Here is a 16,131-nt window from a genome sequence, read left to right on the forward strand (position 1 = left end):
CCCTGATATTTATATATTCGAATAAACGAATATTATAAGGCAAAAAAACTCAGCCGCAATACTTCGTCATCTCGGGACGACCGTCCATGGCCTGCAACCGGCCGCTGTCTTTTTGCTGCTTGGCATTGACAGCAAACTGTTTGACGGTAATGTCCAGAATCTCAACAACCCAGGCCGGTAATTCAGGGTTAATTTGATAATACACCCACTGCCCTTCGCGGCTGTCCAGCAGCAGGTTGCTTTGCCGCAATTGCGCGAGGTGGCGCGAGATTTTGGGCTGCAATAAATCCAGCGCATGGGTTAACTCGCAAACGCAGAGCCTGCCTTCTTTATGCAGCAAAACCACGCAGCGCAAGCGGGTCTCATCGGCCAGGCATTTAAATAGTGTGGTGGGCGTCATCATGATGAGTGCGTCAGGAAAATTAGCCGAGCTTGAACCCGACAAAAAAACCGCCAACCCCGCTGGCGCCCTTGCTGGTAATACTGGTCAGGCGGTCAACCAGAAACCCGCCGGAATTTTTTGCGGCTTCCGTGGCGGCGCTGGCGGCATGTTGCAGCTTTTCATCGGTTATATCGATGATGTCGTAATATTCCGCGACAAACAGCAGTGTGATTGCAGCCCCTCCCATGAATAACGCTGTACGCAACATTTTCTTGGCGAAATAACCGACCGCCAGTCCGATAGCAAACGGTGCGCCGACATTGCCAAGTAAAAAGGTCGAAGAAAAGATGTCGGTAGAAGAGGCTGCATCGACTGGATGGGTGTTCATGGCTCTGAGTTTCCGTTGCTGTGATGATTGAGATAACGTTTAGTTTTTGCTGCCGCCCATAGCTTTTTGCATCCACTAAAAGCATTCGCTCTTTCTGGGCGACAAAAATAATCTGTTATTTATATTTCTTATTTTATCACTAAACTCAATCACGTCAGAAAACAAAGCTATACCGGCAATGCGCGCAAAAGCACTTGCCCCGTTTATTAAATAAAGCGACTTCAAAAACAGCACCCCCTTAAAACCATACTCATTAAACAGTTTTATAAGCGTACAATATTTCTAATCCTTATCACCAAATCCCCAACTAAATCTTTAGGTTGGACGAGAGCACTATGTATTCAGTTGAAGTTTTTCCATGGAATAAAAATTTCGAAGTTGGAGTGCCGCTGATTGACGAACAGCACCAAAAGCTGGTCGAACTATTGAATGTACTGGCCGGACATCTAGCCTATCAATCCGATATACCCACCTTGAACAATGTTTTCAATGACTTGGCGGAATACGCTATTTACCATTTTCAGGCGGAAGAACGTATATGGCATTCATTCTTCCCGGAAGATGCCTGGGAAACAAAGCATAAAGATGATCACAGGCGCTTTCTGACTACAGTCAACAGGATAATGGCCGGAAAAACCGCCAGGCCGTTGGATGAAGTGATTGAGGAGATTCTCACCTTTCTGACCCAATGGCTGGCCTTTCATATTCTGGATACCGACATGCGCATGGCCAAGGTTGTGCTGGCCGTACAGTCGGGCGTACCGTTAAACCAAGCCAAGGAGCAAGCCGATCAGGAAATGAGCGGGGCGATGAAAGTGCTGATAGAGACCATGCTGTCCATGTTCGACGCGCTCTCTTCGCGCACCATGCAGCTGGCCAAGGAGGTTGTTGAACGCCAGAAGGCCGAGCAGGCCAGCCAGGATGCCCTGGACCGTCTCCAGAAAATCGCCAGCCAAGTACCTGGGCTGGTGTTCCAGTTTCAGCTGTTTCCTGACGGCAGCTCCCGCATTCCTTACGCCAACGAAGCCATTCGCAGCCTCTATCGGGTTAGCCCGGAGGAGGTCAGCGAAGATGCGGCCAAGGTGCTTGCTGCCTTGCATCCTGATGACCTGGAAAACTTCAAAACTTCCTTTAAGGTATCGGCGCGGGACTTAACACCCTGGCGTCAGGAATATCGCTTGAAGTTTGACGACGCCCCCGTCTGTTGGCTATTCGGCAATGCGTTACCGCAGCGGCAGGCGGACGGTTCCGTACTTTGGCACGGCTTCATTACCGACATCACCAAGCACAAGCAGACTGAAGTAGAACTGCGTATCGCCGCCACCGCTTTTGAATTACAAGACGCCATGCTGGTCACCGATGCCAATAATGTCATCCTCAAAGTTAATCAGGCATTTACCCGGATCACTGGTTACAGCGCCGAGGAAGTCATTGGTAAAACGCCCAATTTACTCAGCTCGGGACAGCATGACAAAACTTTTTATAGTTCAATGTGGGAGAGCATCAATCGCACCGACGCCTGGCAGGGCGAAATATGGAATCGGCGCAAAAACGGCGAGATGTTCCCCGAATGGCTCATTATCACAGCGGTGAAGGAGCCTGACGAAAAGAATGAACACGTCAATAATTATGTTGCATCCTTCTCCGATATTACCTCGCGCAAGGCCGCCGAAGAGGAAATCAAGCAACTGGCCTTTTATGACCCGCTCACCCAACTGCCCAATCGCCGACTGTTGCAGGAACGGCTTAAACACAGCATCGACGTGGAACGACGCGATGGCAAGCGCCTGGCATTACTGATGCTTGATCTTGATCGCTTTAAAGCGGTCAACGACAGCTTGGGGCATTTAGCGGGCGACGAGTTGCTGCAACAGGTCGCTGTGCGTATCTCGGCCAGGTTGCGTGACGTAGACATGGTGGCGCGTCTGGGCGGCGATGAGTTTGTCGTGTTGCTGGAAGATATTGCCCATGCCGAAGATGCCGCACGGGTGGCGGCAGAAATCATCTTCGTGTTAGGCAAACCTTTTCAGCTAACTCAAAGCAGCGATGTACAGATTGGCGCCAGCATCGGCATCAGCCTGTATCCTGAACACGGCGCGAGCTATGAAATGCTCATGGATCATGCCGATGCCGCACTGTATCAAGCCAAGGATCAAGGCCGCGGCTGTTATGCCTATTTTTCCGAAGACCAGACGCTCGCCGCCCGCGAGCGGATTGCATTGGAAACGCGGCTGCGCCGGGCCATCGAGCAAGGGGAGCTGCGTGTTTTCTACCAGCCGCAGATGGATATTGAAAGTGGCCGCATAGTCGGCGCCGAAGCGTTGGTACGCTGGCAAGACCCGATAGAAGAATTGATTCCACCGCTACGTTTTATCCCCATCGCCGAAGAAACGGGACTGATCCTGGAAATTGGCGCCTGGGTATTGCGGGAAACCTGCCGACAAGGCCGTCTTTGGCTGGATGCGGGTTTGCCTCCGCTCACCTTGGCGGTCAACGTTTCCCCACAACAGTTTCGTCGCGGCGATATTAGCGCGTTAGTAGCTACGGCGCTGAATGAAACAGGCTTTCCGGCCGAATACCTGGAGTTGGAAATGACTGAAAGCGGACTGCTGGAAAATCAGGATAATGTGATGGCGCTCCTGAACAAGCTACGTTCTCAGGGCATCCGACTTGCCATTGACGACTTCGGCACCGGTTTTTCGTCGCTGGCTTATCTCAAGCACTTTCCGCTGGATGTGCTAAAAATCGACAAAAGTTTTATCGACGATATTCCTAACTTGCAAGACGATATGGAAATTGCCGCCACTATTATCGCCATGGGACATATTCTGGGGTTTAAAGTACTGGCGGAAGGTGTTGAAACACCTGAGCAACTGGCGTTCTTGCGGGAAAAAAAGTGCGATTCGTACCAAGGTTACATCAAAAGCCCGCCGGTACCGGCGGAAGCGTTTGCCCTGTTGTTACGGGAGCAAGGATTTGAGTAACTCAAAGACAATGGAACGCAGATGATTATGATAAACGCGGACAACACTGATTAAACGGATTATTTAAAAAGCTAAATCCCATTAGGAATAAACCCTAGGTGTAGGCCGGAATAAGGCCATCCAAGGCTCTCCTGAGCGAAGCCGAAGGGCGCGTAGCGCGAGGTGGCGTTTCCGGCGAATTTAGATAATGTGCCGGAAACACCCGTTCTCGCTATCGCCCGAACCGGCTTATTCCGGCCTACATGGCTAATTATTCAAGAAATCTTATTCAATCATGAATATCAGCGTCATCAGCGTTCTATTTCTCTCGTGTGTGGTGCTGCCAAGTTACAGATAAATAACTTCGGGCTTGCCATCAGACTTAACCAGTTCGCCGATAGTAAAAGCCTTCTCGCCCAGTTGGCTGAGGGCTTGCAGCGTCGCACGCTCATCTTCGGCGGCAACACAAACTATCATGCCGATGCCGCAATTAAAGGTGATCAGCATATCTGCTTGAGCGACATTACCCTTTTCCTGCAACCACTTGAAGATCTCGGGAAACTCCCAGGAAGCAAGATCGATATGGGCGTTGGCGCCTTGCGGAAGTACGCGCGGCAGATTCTCGGTCAAGCCGCCGCCGGTAATATGCGCAAACGCGTGTACCGGCACTTTATCCAGCAACGCCAACAACGACTTAACGTAGATTCGGGTCGGTTCCAGTAAGGCCTCACCCAAGGTTTTGCCGTTGAAGGCATCGGTGAGCGCTGCATTACTATGGGTAATGATTTTCCTGATTAATGAGTAGCCATTGGAGTGCGGACCGGATGATGCGATACCAATCAGCTTGTCGCCCACTTTGACTTTGCTGCCGTCGAGCACTTTGCTTTTTTCCACGATACCGACGCAAAAACCCGCCAGATCATACTCGCCGTCCGCATACATGCCCGGCATTTCCGCTGTTTCGCCGCCGACCAGCGCCGCGCCTGCCAGTTCGCAGCCTTTGCCAATGCCGTCTACGACCGCTGCGGCAGTATCGACATCCAGCTTGCCGGTAGCAAAATAATCAAGAAAAAACAAAGGCTCGGCGCCTTGAACGATAATATCATTAACGCACATCGCAACCAGATCGATGCCGATGGTGTCATGAATATTCAGTTCATTGGCCAGTTTCAGCTTGGTGCCTACGCCATCGGTACCGGAAACCAGAATCGGCTGCTGATAACGATCCAACGGCAGTTCAAACATCGAACCGAAACCGCCTAAACCTGCCATGACGCCTGCCGTCCGGGTTCTGGCAGCAATAGGCTTGATGCGCTCAACTAATGCATTACCGGCCTCAATGTCAACGCCGGCACTTTTATAATTCAAGCTTTCTTGATTTTGTTCGCTCAATGTGGTGTTCTCTTGCTAAAATTTAAACTTCCGATATTGTACAAGACATCATCGGTTTTGTCTGAAGGATATGAATGCGTATTTTTTTATCAGGTATTCGCGTAGCGCTTGTATGAATGTTGCGGCAAGTTGAATTTTATTAAAAGAATAATTAACGTGGCGCCCTGTTAAATACAGTGGATCCGACTAAAACTATCAATGGCAACACAACGCTTTTTTGAGGAGTGGATATGAAAGTAACAAAAATGTTTAGCCCCCTACTATTTATTGCCGCGGTATTATTTAGCGGCACGGCAAGTGCCTACGATCCGGGTATGACTGAAGAGGTTTGCAAAAAGCCTCAATTTAGAGACTTCAATCTTCCTGTCTATCAAGAACCCGAGAAAACCGAGGTTCCGCCTGAATCAACGCTTTCTTTCATGGTCTCGCCTTGGGCCAAGCCAGACACCATCAAATTGACCGCCAAAAATCAAAATCTCGAATTTACCGTTGAAAGCAACAGCAGTTTTCACCGGGTTAAAGCAAAGTTGCCCGCGGCTTTCAATGGTCAATATGTCAGGATCAATGTCACGGCCAAAGCCGAGTTGGGATGCTACGATAAAAATGGCTGGTTGATTAAAATCGCTGATAAATGACATAGGTGAAAGACTAAGGGCGAAAGGCGAAAAAACCTACGCTATACAGGATCGTTCTTCGCCTTTCGCCTTTTGCCTGTGCTTTTCTAATAAAGCACCTTATCGCTCTTTTCAGCCCAAATATTAAAGGGCTCCATGGCACTCGGCAGGTTTAAATGCAGCATGGCGATGCGGCGCTCATGCGGCAAAACAGAAATCTCATCGTAAATGAAGCTGTCGTCAAAATTGGCGGCAGCCGCATCATGCCGACTACAGGCAAAATAGACTTTTGCAAGCCTCGCCCAGTAGATTGCACCGAGGCACATAGGACAGGGCTCGCAGCTGGAGTAGAGAATGCAGCCCTGCAACTGGAAGTCATTCAGCTTCTTGCAGGCCAAGCGTATCGCCATCACTTCCGCATGAGCGGTAGGGTCGATAGTACTGGTGACCTTGTTGCCGCTCGCGGCAACAAGTTGATTATCTTTTACGATAATCGCCCCATAAGGGCCGCCCTGCCCTGACCTGGCATTCTCCGCCGCCAGATCGACAGCCTGCTGCAAAAACACCTTATGCATCTATAAACCTAACGGATTGTTGGGGTCTACGCCATCCATAAAAGGCAGACCTCGCTCCTGATGAGTCAGTTGATATATCTTGCCCAACCAGTTGTTGAATACCGCTTTTGCGGTGTCGCTCCAGGTATTGTCAATATGCTCCAGAATCAGGCTTTCCGGGAATTCTTCCAGCCTTTGTCCGCTCTGTTTGGCTGATCTGACCCGCTGTTCATAATCGACCAGAATCTGCTGAACGACATCGTTAAAATAATTTTCGGGGAACGGCGGATAGTCATCCCGTTCGGCGCGATAAAAGCGCAAGATTTCACGCTTGTATTCTTTCAACAGGCTGATGTCATCATATTCAGGATGCCCCTGAAAAAACACAATGCGAAACCCATCCGGGCTAACTGCAAGATGCACACCGGCTTCTTTGCTGACCGCCAAAACCTTGAGTCCGTGTCGCTCCATATCGCTTTGAAATATTTCATTAAAACGGGAATGGGGCACATCGAAACGGGTGTTGATTTCCGCAACCAACGGATGAGTGCGGTCGGTTAACTTATGCGAAAACACGCCCCAACGTTTGGCCGGTAAACGGGTGCGTTCAATGCCGTAACAGTATTGAATGAGGGCATGAGTAGCAAGGCACGAACACAGTATCGAAGTGACATTTTCCTTGGCCCAGAAAAAAACCTCACTCAGCGGTTGCCAAAAGTCTTCTTCGGGCAACCGAGGATGGCTGACATTAGCGCCGCTGATAATCAGCGCGTCCAGCCCGTCCCGTTTGATTTGCTCAAAGGATTCGTAATATTTAGCGATATGGGCTTGCGCTTCCGGGCTTCTTTTCAGTCCTTCAATGGTAAAAGGATGCACATGGAATTGCACAATCTGATTACACGCCCCCACCAGCCGGAAAAACTGTCTTTCTGTCGCTTCCAGCGCCGCATCGGGCATCATGTTGAGCAGCCCGATATGCATTTCCCGTATATCCTGATTACTGGCGCGATCAGGGTCTAGTATTTCCTCCCCTTCTTCACGAAGACGTTGAAAAGTGGGTAAATCAGTATGAGCAACTAAAGGCATAACCGGACTCCGTCCATATTATTGCTGGGAACCCAGCGCATCAGCGATCAGCCGGATAAAGTCATCCTCGCCTTTAACAGTGGCCACATCATTCGCATCGACCGTATAGCCGTATTGATCGGCGATAGCTTGGTAGCGGGGCAGTCGGGATTTGAATAGTTCGGGAAAAACCCAGGAGACAAAATCATCCGGCGGCATAACATTCGTGGAAGCGTAATTTTTAAGCTGCATGAATTCAGCAAGTTTTTCATCAAGAAACGCTTCCCGATAATAAAGCGGCTTGGGATCGGATTTAGCACGTTCAATAATGGTTTGCTCCAGCGCCGGCGGTATTTTGATATAAACAATCAGCGTGTTCTGTGCCAGTGTTTCCAACACCTCGGGACTGTCCAGCTCGCAAACGCTGCCGCCCGCATCATTGACAAAATACTTATAGCCATAAATATCCACCGCTTTATCAATAAAATCCGGCACATCATTCATCGCGGCAATTTCAGCCTGATGATGCAGCTTTTGACGGCGCTTGAATTCCTGCAAAGACAGTCCGCCCAACTCAGGATTGCCGAGTTTGCCAAGAAAGCTGGAAACCGGGGCCAGATTATCAACGGTTATTTTATTGCTGATATGGATGGAGTCGGAAAGCAGCAACTCGCGCAAAAAAGGAACGCGCATGGCCTGGCGCTTAATATTATCCAGAATAGGCTCTTCCAGGTATTTTGTACCTATCCGGTAATCGCCTGAATAGTGAAACCAATTGGCTTTAGGCAATTTATTGGCCAGCGTGGTTTTTCCCGCACCGGACATAGCCAACAGGGTAATGCGTTTTGTTTTCCAGTCCAGAAATTCCTGAGGACTCATTTTCATGTGATACTTCCTAATTAATCCAGATAATCTTCGATGTCCATGTCTTCAGGATTTGGCCGGTGTTCGTCGGGGTCGGTATAGCCCAGATCATCGGTTTCAAGATCGTCAAAAGGCGCGGTCCAGTCTTCAGGATCCTCGATATAGTCGAAGGTTGAGGTATACCAACTGTCATGATCGTATTCGCCAATATCGCCGTTAAGGTATTGGACTTCAATGGAGTCATCGCTATCGTCAATGGCGATGACTTTAAATTTCAGGTTGTTTTCTACGTCCTTGTACCAACTGCCGATGATCGGGTCTGCTATGGTTGTCATGATTATTCCTCAATGCTTAGCTAGAATGTTTCGATACAAAATATCTTACAAAGGTAAGTGATATTACTAACAATGCTAAAGAAAATACAAAAGTATTTTGCATGGGCCGGGGTGAATTCAGTTTGCGGTCTTTTAGGTTGAAGTCCGCGTTAAAGCCTGTTATGACGCTGATTAGCATCAGCCTGATATTATATTTATAAAGGAAGCATCACTTTCTTGCAAGAATTTGACGCACTTGAATATAAAAACGATAGGTAAGCCGTTAACAAGGCAATAACCCTGCCAAGGCATTTATTCACCGAAGCCAATAATCCGCTACCAAGCCTGCAAATACGGCCAAGCCGAACCAGTTATTGTTTAAAAACGCCTTAAAGCAAAGCGCTTTTTCCCGGTGAAAAATCAACTTTTGCTGATAAACCGACAAGCCTGCCGCAATTAAAATACCGTCGTAATAAGGCCAACCGGCATGCGCCATTTGCCCTACGGTAATCAGCAGGCCCAGTATGACGATCTGCAATCCGCCCATAATCTGGCGGTCGTAAGCGCCGAACAATATCGCAGTCGATTTAACGCCTATTTTCAAATCATCATCCTTATCGACCATCGCATACATGGTGTCATAAACCAGCGCCCATAATACGACGGCCAAATACATCACCCAGGCCACGGGCGGCATGCTGTTGATCTGCGCGGAAAAAGCCATCGGCACCGCCCAGCCAAAAGCGATGCCCAAATAGGCTTGGGGCAACTGGGTATAACGCTTCATGAACGGATAGCTGGCGGCCAGAAATGCGGCGATAAACGACAGCATGATGGTGTAAATATTCAGCAATAACACCAGGCCGAAAGAACACAAACACAACACCACAAAAACCGTCAGCGCTTCCTTGGGGCTTACCTTGCCTGCGGCGATAGGCCGCTGCTTGGTGCGTTCCACATGCGGATCGAAGTCGCGGTCGGCGTAATCGTTAATCACGCAACCGGCGGCTCGCATCAACACGACGCCCAGACAAATAACGGTTAAAACCAGCAAGTCCGGTTTGCCGTCACTGGCAACCCACAGCGCCCATAGTGCGGGCCACAATAAAATCAGGATGCCGATAGGCTTATCAAATCGCGCTAATAACCAATACTGCTTAATTCGATCCATTGCTGTGTTCATCATCGTTATTGCCTTTTTCAAAGCGTTAATTTTGTTAAAAATGCTATTATAGCTTTTTTATTTTAATGGGCGGGCGAACCATGAGCGTAAAGATTTATCACAATCCGCGTTGCGGCAAATCGCGTCAAACCTTGCAGCTGTTAAAAGAGCAAGGTATCGAGCCGGAGGTTATCGAGTATCTTAAAACGCCTCCCAGCGCTCAGGAGCTGGATGATATTTTGCAAAAGCTGGGCATGGAGCCGCGCGAGTTAATGCGCAAAAAAGAAGCCGAATATAAAGCCAACGGTCTTGACGATGCATCACTGGATCGGCAGGCGCTGATAACCGGCATGGTAAACAGCCCTATTTTAATTGAGCGGCCTATTGTTATCGCTAATGGCAAGGCGGCGATTGGTCGCCCGCCTGAAGCTGTGCTGGCTATTTTATAATTACCCGGCTTATGACAAAGATTCTGGTTCTGTATTTCTCCCGTAATGGGACCACCGCAGACATGGCCAATCATATCGCTCGCGGCGTAGCATCGGTTGACGGCGTTGAAGCGGTGCTTAGAACCGTCCCCGATGTGTCAACCGTCTGTGAAAAAACCGCAGAAAGCATCCCGGCCCACGGCGCGCTTTACGCTACGATTGACGACTTAAAATCCTGCGACGGCTTGGCTTTGGGCAGCCCGACCCATTTCGGCAATATGGCCGCTCCGCTAAAATACTTCATCGACAGCACCACCGAAATCTGGTTTTCAGGCGCACTGTCCGGCAAGCCCGCAGGCGTGTTTACCTCAACCGGCAGCATGCACGGCGGACAGGAAAGCACCTTGTTATCGATGATGTTGCCGCTGTTGCACCACGGCATGCTGATACTGGGCTTGCCCAGCACCGAACATGCATTGCGCGAAACCACCTCAGGTGGCACTCCTTACGGCCCCAGTCACGTATCGACCGATCACTCAGGGCTGAGCGATCACGAAAAAGCCTTATGTAAAGCGCTCGGCACACGCTTGGCTAAAACCGCACTTCAACTGAAAAAAGCTGCATGACCATAAAACCGATTTATTGTTACATCACTGCCCTGGCCGGTTTTTTCGGGCTGTTCGCCTTGTTGATGCTGTGGAATACCATACTCTCACCATCCACCCGCTTTCCGGTGGCACTGGTGTTGCTGGTCGCCGTCACGCCGTTATTGCTGCCGATGCGCGGCTTGCTGGATCGCAACCCTAGAAGTTGCGCGTGGGCAGCCTACGTCAGCCTGATCTATTTTCTCCACGGCACTGCCGAAGCCTACGTCAACCCTGACGAACGACTCTATGCATCGCTTGAAGTCATGCTGAGCCTGATGCTTTTTTTCGGCACCGCATTTTATGTACGCCTTGCGGGAAAACAGAACTGACAATGGCGGAGCAACTTCCATTACATTTTGAATTCAGGGCCAATCAAACTTTCGACGATTTTTTCCCCGGCGCCAATCACGAAATCATCACTCACTTACAACAATGCATCGCGGGTCTGGGCGAACAGCAAATTTTCCTCTGGGGTAAATCGGGGCAAGGTAAAACGCATCTGCTGCAAGCCTGCTGTCATCGGGCACAGAATCAAAATCTCAGTTCATTCTATTTTGATTTGTCGCAAGCCGAATTACCTGATCCCTCTCTGCTAAACGGGCTTGACGAGTACGATGTCGTTTGTTTCGACAATATCGAGCGCATAGCCGGTAACGCGACCTGGGAACTGGCTTTTTTTAATTTCTTTAATCAGCATCGCGATCGCGGCCACAAACTGATCGTCTCGGCCTCCTCTGCGCCCAATGAGATTGCCATTCAACTACCCGACCTAAAAACCCGCCTTAATTGGGGACTGAGCTTAAAAATACAGCCCTTAACCGATAGCGACCGCATTGCGGCATTAATCTTTAAAGCCGATCAAATGGGTTTCGAAATCGCCCCGCAAGCCGGACGTTTTCTGCTGACGCATTACGACAGGGATCTGGCCTCTCTATGGGCTTTACTGGAAAAACTGGACAGGGCATCATTGGCCGCCAAACGTAAGTTAACCCTCCCTTTTTTAAAGCAGATTCTGAACGAAGATAGCCATGATTAAAGTGCTTGTTATTGGAGCGGGGGCCGTCGGCGCTTTTTACGGCTCGCTATTGGCACAGGCCGGGGCCGAGGTTTCGGTCGTGTGCCGTTCCGATTACGATCAGGTCAAGCAACACGACTTTATCATCAACAGCCAAGCGCTCGGCCGCTGGAATTTTACCCCGGCGCAGGTGTTAAAAAATGTTGCCGATTTTAAAGGAACGCCTGACTATATTTTACTCTGCACCAAAGTCATCCCGACATTGGACCGAGTCGCCCTGATTCGTCCCGCTGTCGGTCGAAATACCGCGATAGTCTTTATCCAGAATGGCGTAGAAATCGAGCAGGAAATGCTGAATGCCTTCCCCCATAATGAACTGATCAGCGGTCTGGCGTTTATTTGCTGCAATCGGACAGGGCCCGGCGAGATATTGCATCTGGCTTACGGTCGCCTGGCTTTAGGTAATTTGCCGAACGGCATCAGCCGCAAAACCGTACAGCTTTGCGAACTCTTTAATCAATCCGGCATTGACTGCGGGGCAGTCGACAACATTGTGACCGGACGCTGGCAAAAATGCGTCTGGAACGCGCCGTTTAATCCGCTATCGGTATTGTCAGGAGGTTTGCTGACGCTGGATATCCTGCAAACCCAGGAGTTTTTCGTGCGCAGCATTATGCAGGAAATTTGCGACATTGCGGCGGCCTCCGGGCATCCGCTGCCCGACGATATTGTTAACATCAATATCGAAAACACTTATGCCATGCCGCCTTATAAAACCAGCATGCTGCTGGATTATGAAAGCGGCCAGCCGATGGAGACGGAAGCCATCCTGGGCAATGCACTGCGCGCCGCTCAGCGGCTAGGCGTAGCCGCGCCTCATCTGGAATCGGTCTACGCGTTAATGAAGCTCAGGGAATTGAAGCTAGTGCAGCACTAGATTATTTAGTAACTACAAGCGACATCAAAACAAAAGACTTTTATTCACCACGAAGACACGAAGGGCACGAAGTTTTATATTTTTTCTTCGTGCTCTTCGTGTCTCGGCAATTGCTCCTGCATTGCTCTACCTCCTGCATAATCCACAGGGATGTGGTGAATGCAGATATTGCAGGAGCAAATATCTGTCCATGCAGTCGTTCGTGGTGAAAATTTTTTAGCCATTGCGTAACATCAACTATTGTCGAGAATTTACGTTATTTGGCATAAAAAACATAATCCGCCGTATAGGCAATCCGCTTTTCACCACCCAAATGATTAGCATCGCATCCCGACGAAGGCGGCAGGCCGCCGTGCGTATTAATCCGGTTAATATAGCTGACGTTCGAAAACAGACCGTCGCCCTTATGGGAGACCACCTCGACCAGCAACCAGGCAATAGCCGAACCCGGTGCCATATCGATTTTCTTGACCACCCGCCCGACTACGCGACTGCCCTCTTTATATTCCCAAAGGGGACCGGCCGTATGATTCCCGACGATCTTACCCTGCGCATCGAACAACTTGGCATCGGGCGCTTGCGTTTCCCATGCGTACTCGCCTTTATTGGCTGAGCATTGGTAAATCTGGTCACCCTTAGCATGCACGGTCAGAACAGGACTATAGCCCGCAGGCACTTTAATCTGCTCGGGAATTGAAACCTCTGCATAAGCCGCGCCTTGCGACATCACCCATAAAATCAATATCTTTTTAATCATAGCATTCACCATGGCATTGGCGTTCCGTCGTACTTAACGAAACTGCCGGATTGATCCAATGAAAAGTTCTCTATCAAAGCCCGCATGCCGGTAATGCTTTGATCGGCATTAATCAGCCCGTTAGGCCCGCCCATATCGGTCTTAACCCAGCCGGGATGAAAAATAAGCACACCGACAGACTGATCTTTAAGCGCTATCGCCAGACTCTTCATTGCAGCATTCAGCGCCGCTTTGCTGGACCGGTAAAAAATACTGCCGCCACTGTCATTATCCGCAATACTGCCCATCAGACTGCTGATATTAACAATCAGTTTTTTATTGCCTCGCTTGATTTGCGGTAAAAACGCTTCAGTCATTTTTAACGGCGCTTCGGTATTAACCACCAGCGATTTAGTCCATGCTTGATAATCAAGATGACCAAAACCGTTAGTGCTGTTATCCGTATAAACGCCGGCATTGTTAATCAAAACATCAATCGGCAGATCCGCTAATTTTTTGGATAGCGCATCAATTTGTTCAAACTCTGCAACATCCAACGCTTCTATCTGAACATTATGATGCGTGGCGAGATTATTTAAATCAAACGCATCATCCGGATTACGGGAGCAAGCAATGACATGCCAGTCCTGTTCAGCATATTGACGGCAAAACTCCAGACCCAAGCCGCGATTAGCGCCGGTAATTAAAACTGTAGCCATTTTATTTCTCCCATAAAAAAACCTCCTGTATCGGTAGATGCAGGAGGTTTCTTATACTACTTAAAAACTGATGTTACGCAATAGGTAAAAAACCTCACTACGAACACACGAAATCAGCATAAATGTTGGGTTATGCGAAGCCGCTAACCCAGCCTACAAAATCAAGCTGAAAAGTTTTTTGCAGCAAAATCCCAGTTAACCAATGCCCAAAATGCTTCCAGATAGGCCGGACGCGCATTACGGTAATCGATGTAGTAAGCGTGTTCCCAAACATCGCAAGTCAACAAAGGCTTTTGACCGGTCGTTAACGGGCAACCTGCATTGCTGGTGCTAACCAACGCCAAACTGCCGTCGGCGTTTTGCACCAGCCAAGCCCAGCCTGAACCGAATGTGGTGACCGCGCATTTGGTGAATTCTTCTTTAAATTTTGCAAATGAACCGAAAGTTGTGTTGATCGCATCGGCTAAAGCGCCGCTAGGTTCGCCACCCGCATTGGGCGCCAAGCTATTCCAGTAAAAAGTGTGATTCCAGACTTGCGCAGCGTTATTAAAAATACCGCCTGAAGATTTCATGATGATTTCTTCCAGCGACAAACCTTCAAATTCAGTTCCTGGGACCAGGTTATTCAGGTTTGTTACATAAGTTTGATGATGCTTGCCATAATGATACTCCAGGGTTTCTGCAGAAATATGGGGCGCTAATGCATCTTTAGCATAAGGTAAAGCAGGAAGTTCGAAAGCCATGGGATTCTCCTAAATCAAAGTTGTCATAAGGTGTTGAGTGCAAACAGCCGGCAACAAAAAAATACCAAGTGTTTTTATAAACAATTACTTTAGCATTGCTCGCCAATTAAATAAAGCGATAGCACAAGCGGGAAGACGACAAATCCTTAAAATTGCTTAAGCCGACTTCCAATGCCACCCTCAAAGATGCCAAATTTTGGATTATTGGTATAAGCTGTTACCCGATGTATCTAAGTCTAAACAATAGTTTCACAGTATTGCAGACTTATACTGCCTTTTATCAACCCCAGTAATGAATACATGCAAATTCAGTAATCAACTACGAGGAAGGCCACAATGATCAGACTGAGTTACGCCAGCACAGCAATCAAGGAATTTAGTCCGGAAAATCTGTTAGCGCTGTTAAAAACCTGTCGAACAAATAACGGCGTCAAAAATATAACCGGAATACTGCTTTATTCGCACGACACTTTTTTTCAGGTATTGGAGGGCGACGAAGCGACCGTTGAAAGTACATTTGAAAGCATAAAAAAAGATAAACGCCACAAGGACGTAACCTTGATCGAAAAGCTGCCCATAACAGAACGGGCATTTCCCTACTGGAGCATGGGCTTTGAAAAGCTGGGGAGCAAAGAGCTGAGTGAAATGGAAGGCTTGAATAATTTTTTTGAAAACGACTTTACGCCCGCCGGTTTTGCCGCACATAAACATATTATCGGCCCGTTATTAGCCCATCTTCGTAGCAAGCTGGTAAAACAGGTCACCGTGGAAAGTCACGAAGAACTGCCCATGCAGCACGAAGACCCGTTCATCCAACTTCTGCACCGCACCATTCGCTTGGGGGTCAAGTTTCTCGCGTTACTGATGGTAATGGTTATTTTATTCGGCATTATTGACGTCGTTTATGTGATCTTTGAAAAAATCACCCAACCGCCGTTTATGCTATTGACTATTAATGACATGCTGGAAACATTTGGGGCTTTTTTGGCAGTGTTAATCGCCATTGAAATTTTCCTGAACATTACCTTGTATATCCGAAGTGACGTAATCCCCGTAAAACTGGTTGTAGCTACCGCGCTGATGGCTATTTCCCGGAAAGTCATCGTGTTCGATTACAAGCACTTACCGGCGGAATATGTGAGCGCATCGGCCTTGGTTTTGGTGGCGCTAGGTATCACTTACTGGCTAGTCCAGAAAAAAGAATAGAG

Annotated in this window: 19 protein-coding genes; 8 read left to right on the forward strand and 11 right to left on the reverse strand. The window is 48.7% G+C overall.

The window, feature by feature from the left end; all coding sequences use genetic code 11:
* Window positions 1–49: 49 nt before the first annotated feature.
* Together METTU_RS05690 and METTU_RS05695 are read right to left on the reverse strand one after the other, a co-directional pair.
* On the reverse strand, window positions 50–403 hold the full coding sequence (locus METTU_RS05690) for a metalloregulator ArsR/SmtB family transcription factor (protein WP_006890352.1): 354 nt from the start codon (window positions 401–403) through the stop codon (window positions 50–52).
* Between the two features lie 19 nt (window positions 404–422).
* The gene (locus METTU_RS05695) at window positions 423–770 is read right to left on the reverse strand and encodes an FUN14 domain-containing protein (protein ID WP_006890353.1); all 348 of its coding nucleotides are present in this window, start codon (window positions 768–770) and stop codon (window positions 423–425) included.
* Window positions 771–1,105: 335 nt separating this feature from the next.
* Here METTU_RS05695 and METTU_RS05700 point away from each other — a divergent pair, with 335 nt between their 5' ends.
* Window positions 1,106–3,754, forward strand: a complete 2,649-nt coding sequence (locus tag METTU_RS05700; RefSeq protein ID WP_006890354.1) for a bacteriohemerythrin — start codon at window positions 1,106–1,108, stop codon at window positions 3,752–3,754.
* A gap of 327 nt (window positions 3,755–4,081) precedes the next feature.
* On the opposite strand, the gene purM is transcribed toward METTU_RS05700, so the two are convergent.
* Window positions 4,082–5,125, reverse strand: a complete 1,044-nt coding sequence (purM, locus tag METTU_RS05705) for a phosphoribosylformylglycinamidine cyclo-ligase (protein ID WP_006890355.1) — start codon at window positions 5,123–5,125, stop codon at window positions 4,082–4,084.
* Between the two features lie 230 nt (window positions 5,126–5,355).
* On the opposite strand from purM, the gene METTU_RS05710 reads away from it, so the two are divergent.
* Entirely contained in the window at window positions 5,356–5,760 is a 405-nt protein-coding gene (locus METTU_RS05710) for a hypothetical protein (protein WP_006890356.1), read from the forward strand.
* Between the two features lie 86 nt (window positions 5,761–5,846).
* Here METTU_RS05710 and METTU_RS05715 read toward each other — a convergent pair whose 3' ends face one another.
* From METTU_RS05715 to ubiA, 5 genes are all read right to left on the reverse strand, one after another.
* Window positions 5,847–6,314, reverse strand: a complete 468-nt coding sequence (locus tag METTU_RS05715; protein WP_006890357.1) for a nucleoside deaminase — start codon at window positions 6,312–6,314, stop codon at window positions 5,847–5,849.
* Window positions 6,315–7,379 (reverse strand): homoserine O-succinyltransferase MetA, encoded by a 1,065-nt coding sequence (gene metA / locus METTU_RS05720; RefSeq protein WP_006890358.1) that lies wholly within the window; start codon window positions 7,377–7,379, stop codon window positions 6,315–6,317.
* Between the two features lie 18 nt (window positions 7,380–7,397).
* Complete coding sequence (locus METTU_RS05725; RefSeq protein ID WP_006890359.1) at window positions 7,398–8,243, reverse strand: hypothetical protein; 846 nt, start codon at window positions 8,241–8,243, stop codon at window positions 7,398–7,400.
* 14 nt (window positions 8,244–8,257) lie between these two features.
* Complete coding sequence (locus METTU_RS05730; RefSeq protein WP_006890360.1) at window positions 8,258–8,557, reverse strand: DUF6763 family protein; 300 nt, start codon at window positions 8,555–8,557, stop codon at window positions 8,258–8,260.
* A gap of 295 nt (window positions 8,558–8,852) precedes the next feature.
* Window positions 8,853–9,722: a 4-hydroxybenzoate octaprenyltransferase gene (gene ubiA / locus METTU_RS05735; RefSeq protein ID WP_006890361.1), complete on the reverse strand. Its 870-nt coding sequence runs from the start codon at window positions 9,720–9,722 to the stop codon at window positions 8,853–8,855.
* Window positions 9,723–9,799: 77 nt separating this feature from the next.
* On the opposite strand from ubiA, the gene arsC reads away from it, so the two are divergent.
* The 5 genes from arsC to METTU_RS05760 are packed head-to-tail and all read left to right on the forward strand — an operon-like array spanning window position 9,800 to window position 12,725.
* Complete coding sequence (gene arsC / locus METTU_RS05740; protein WP_040579661.1) at window positions 9,800–10,147, forward strand: arsenate reductase (glutaredoxin); 348 nt, start codon at window positions 9,800–9,802, stop codon at window positions 10,145–10,147.
* A gap of 11 nt (window positions 10,148–10,158) precedes the next feature.
* Window positions 10,159–10,752 carry an NAD(P)H:quinone oxidoreductase gene (gene wrbA, locus METTU_RS05745; protein ID WP_006890363.1) on the forward strand — a complete coding sequence of 198 codons (594 nt, stop codon included), beginning with the start codon at window positions 10,159–10,161 and terminating at the stop codon, window positions 10,750–10,752.
* Window positions 10,749–11,102, forward strand: a complete 354-nt coding sequence (locus METTU_RS05750) for a DUF2069 domain-containing protein (protein WP_006890364.1) — start codon at window positions 10,749–10,751, stop codon at window positions 11,100–11,102. Before wrbA ends, METTU_RS05750 begins: the two co-directional genes overlap by 4 nt.
* Before the next feature lie 2 nt (window positions 11,103–11,104).
* Window positions 11,105–11,809: a DnaA regulatory inactivator Hda gene (hda, locus tag METTU_RS05755; RefSeq protein WP_006890365.1), complete on the forward strand. Its 705-nt coding sequence runs from the start codon at window positions 11,105–11,107 to the stop codon at window positions 11,807–11,809.
* Entirely contained in the window at window positions 11,802–12,725 is a 924-nt protein-coding gene (locus tag METTU_RS05760; protein ID WP_006890366.1) for a ketopantoate reductase family protein, read from the forward strand. The genes hda and METTU_RS05760 overlap by 8 nt, the downstream gene beginning before the upstream one ends.
* A 256-nt stretch (window positions 12,726–12,981) precedes the next feature.
* On the opposite strand, the gene METTU_RS05765 is transcribed toward METTU_RS05760, so the two are convergent.
* From METTU_RS05765 to sodB, 3 genes are all read right to left on the reverse strand, one after another.
* Complete coding sequence (locus tag METTU_RS05765) at window positions 12,982–13,482, reverse strand: DUF3455 domain-containing protein (protein WP_050897771.1); 501 nt, start codon at window positions 13,480–13,482, stop codon at window positions 12,982–12,984.
* A 5-nt stretch (window positions 13,483–13,487) separates the two neighbouring features.
* Window positions 13,488–14,180, reverse strand: a complete 693-nt coding sequence (locus METTU_RS05770) for an SDR family oxidoreductase (RefSeq protein WP_006890368.1) — start codon at window positions 14,178–14,180, stop codon at window positions 13,488–13,490.
* A gap of 161 nt (window positions 14,181–14,341) precedes the next feature.
* Window positions 14,342–14,923: a superoxide dismutase [Fe] gene (sodB, locus tag METTU_RS05775; RefSeq protein WP_006890369.1), complete on the reverse strand. Its 582-nt coding sequence runs from the start codon at window positions 14,921–14,923 to the stop codon at window positions 14,342–14,344.
* Between the two features lie 336 nt (window positions 14,924–15,259).
* Between sodB and METTU_RS05780 the strand changes: the two genes are divergently transcribed.
* Window positions 15,260–16,129 (forward strand): phosphate-starvation-inducible PsiE family protein, encoded by an 870-nt coding sequence (locus METTU_RS05780; RefSeq protein WP_006890370.1) that lies wholly within the window; start codon window positions 15,260–15,262, stop codon window positions 16,127–16,129.
* The last annotated feature ends 2 nt before the right edge of the window (window positions 16,130–16,131 follow it).

Origin of the sequence: Methylobacter tundripaludum SV96 (assembly GCF_000190755.2) — a bacterium.
Lineage (GTDB): Bacteria > Pseudomonadota > Gammaproteobacteria > Methylococcales > Methylomonadaceae > Methylobacter_A > Methylobacter_A tundripaludum.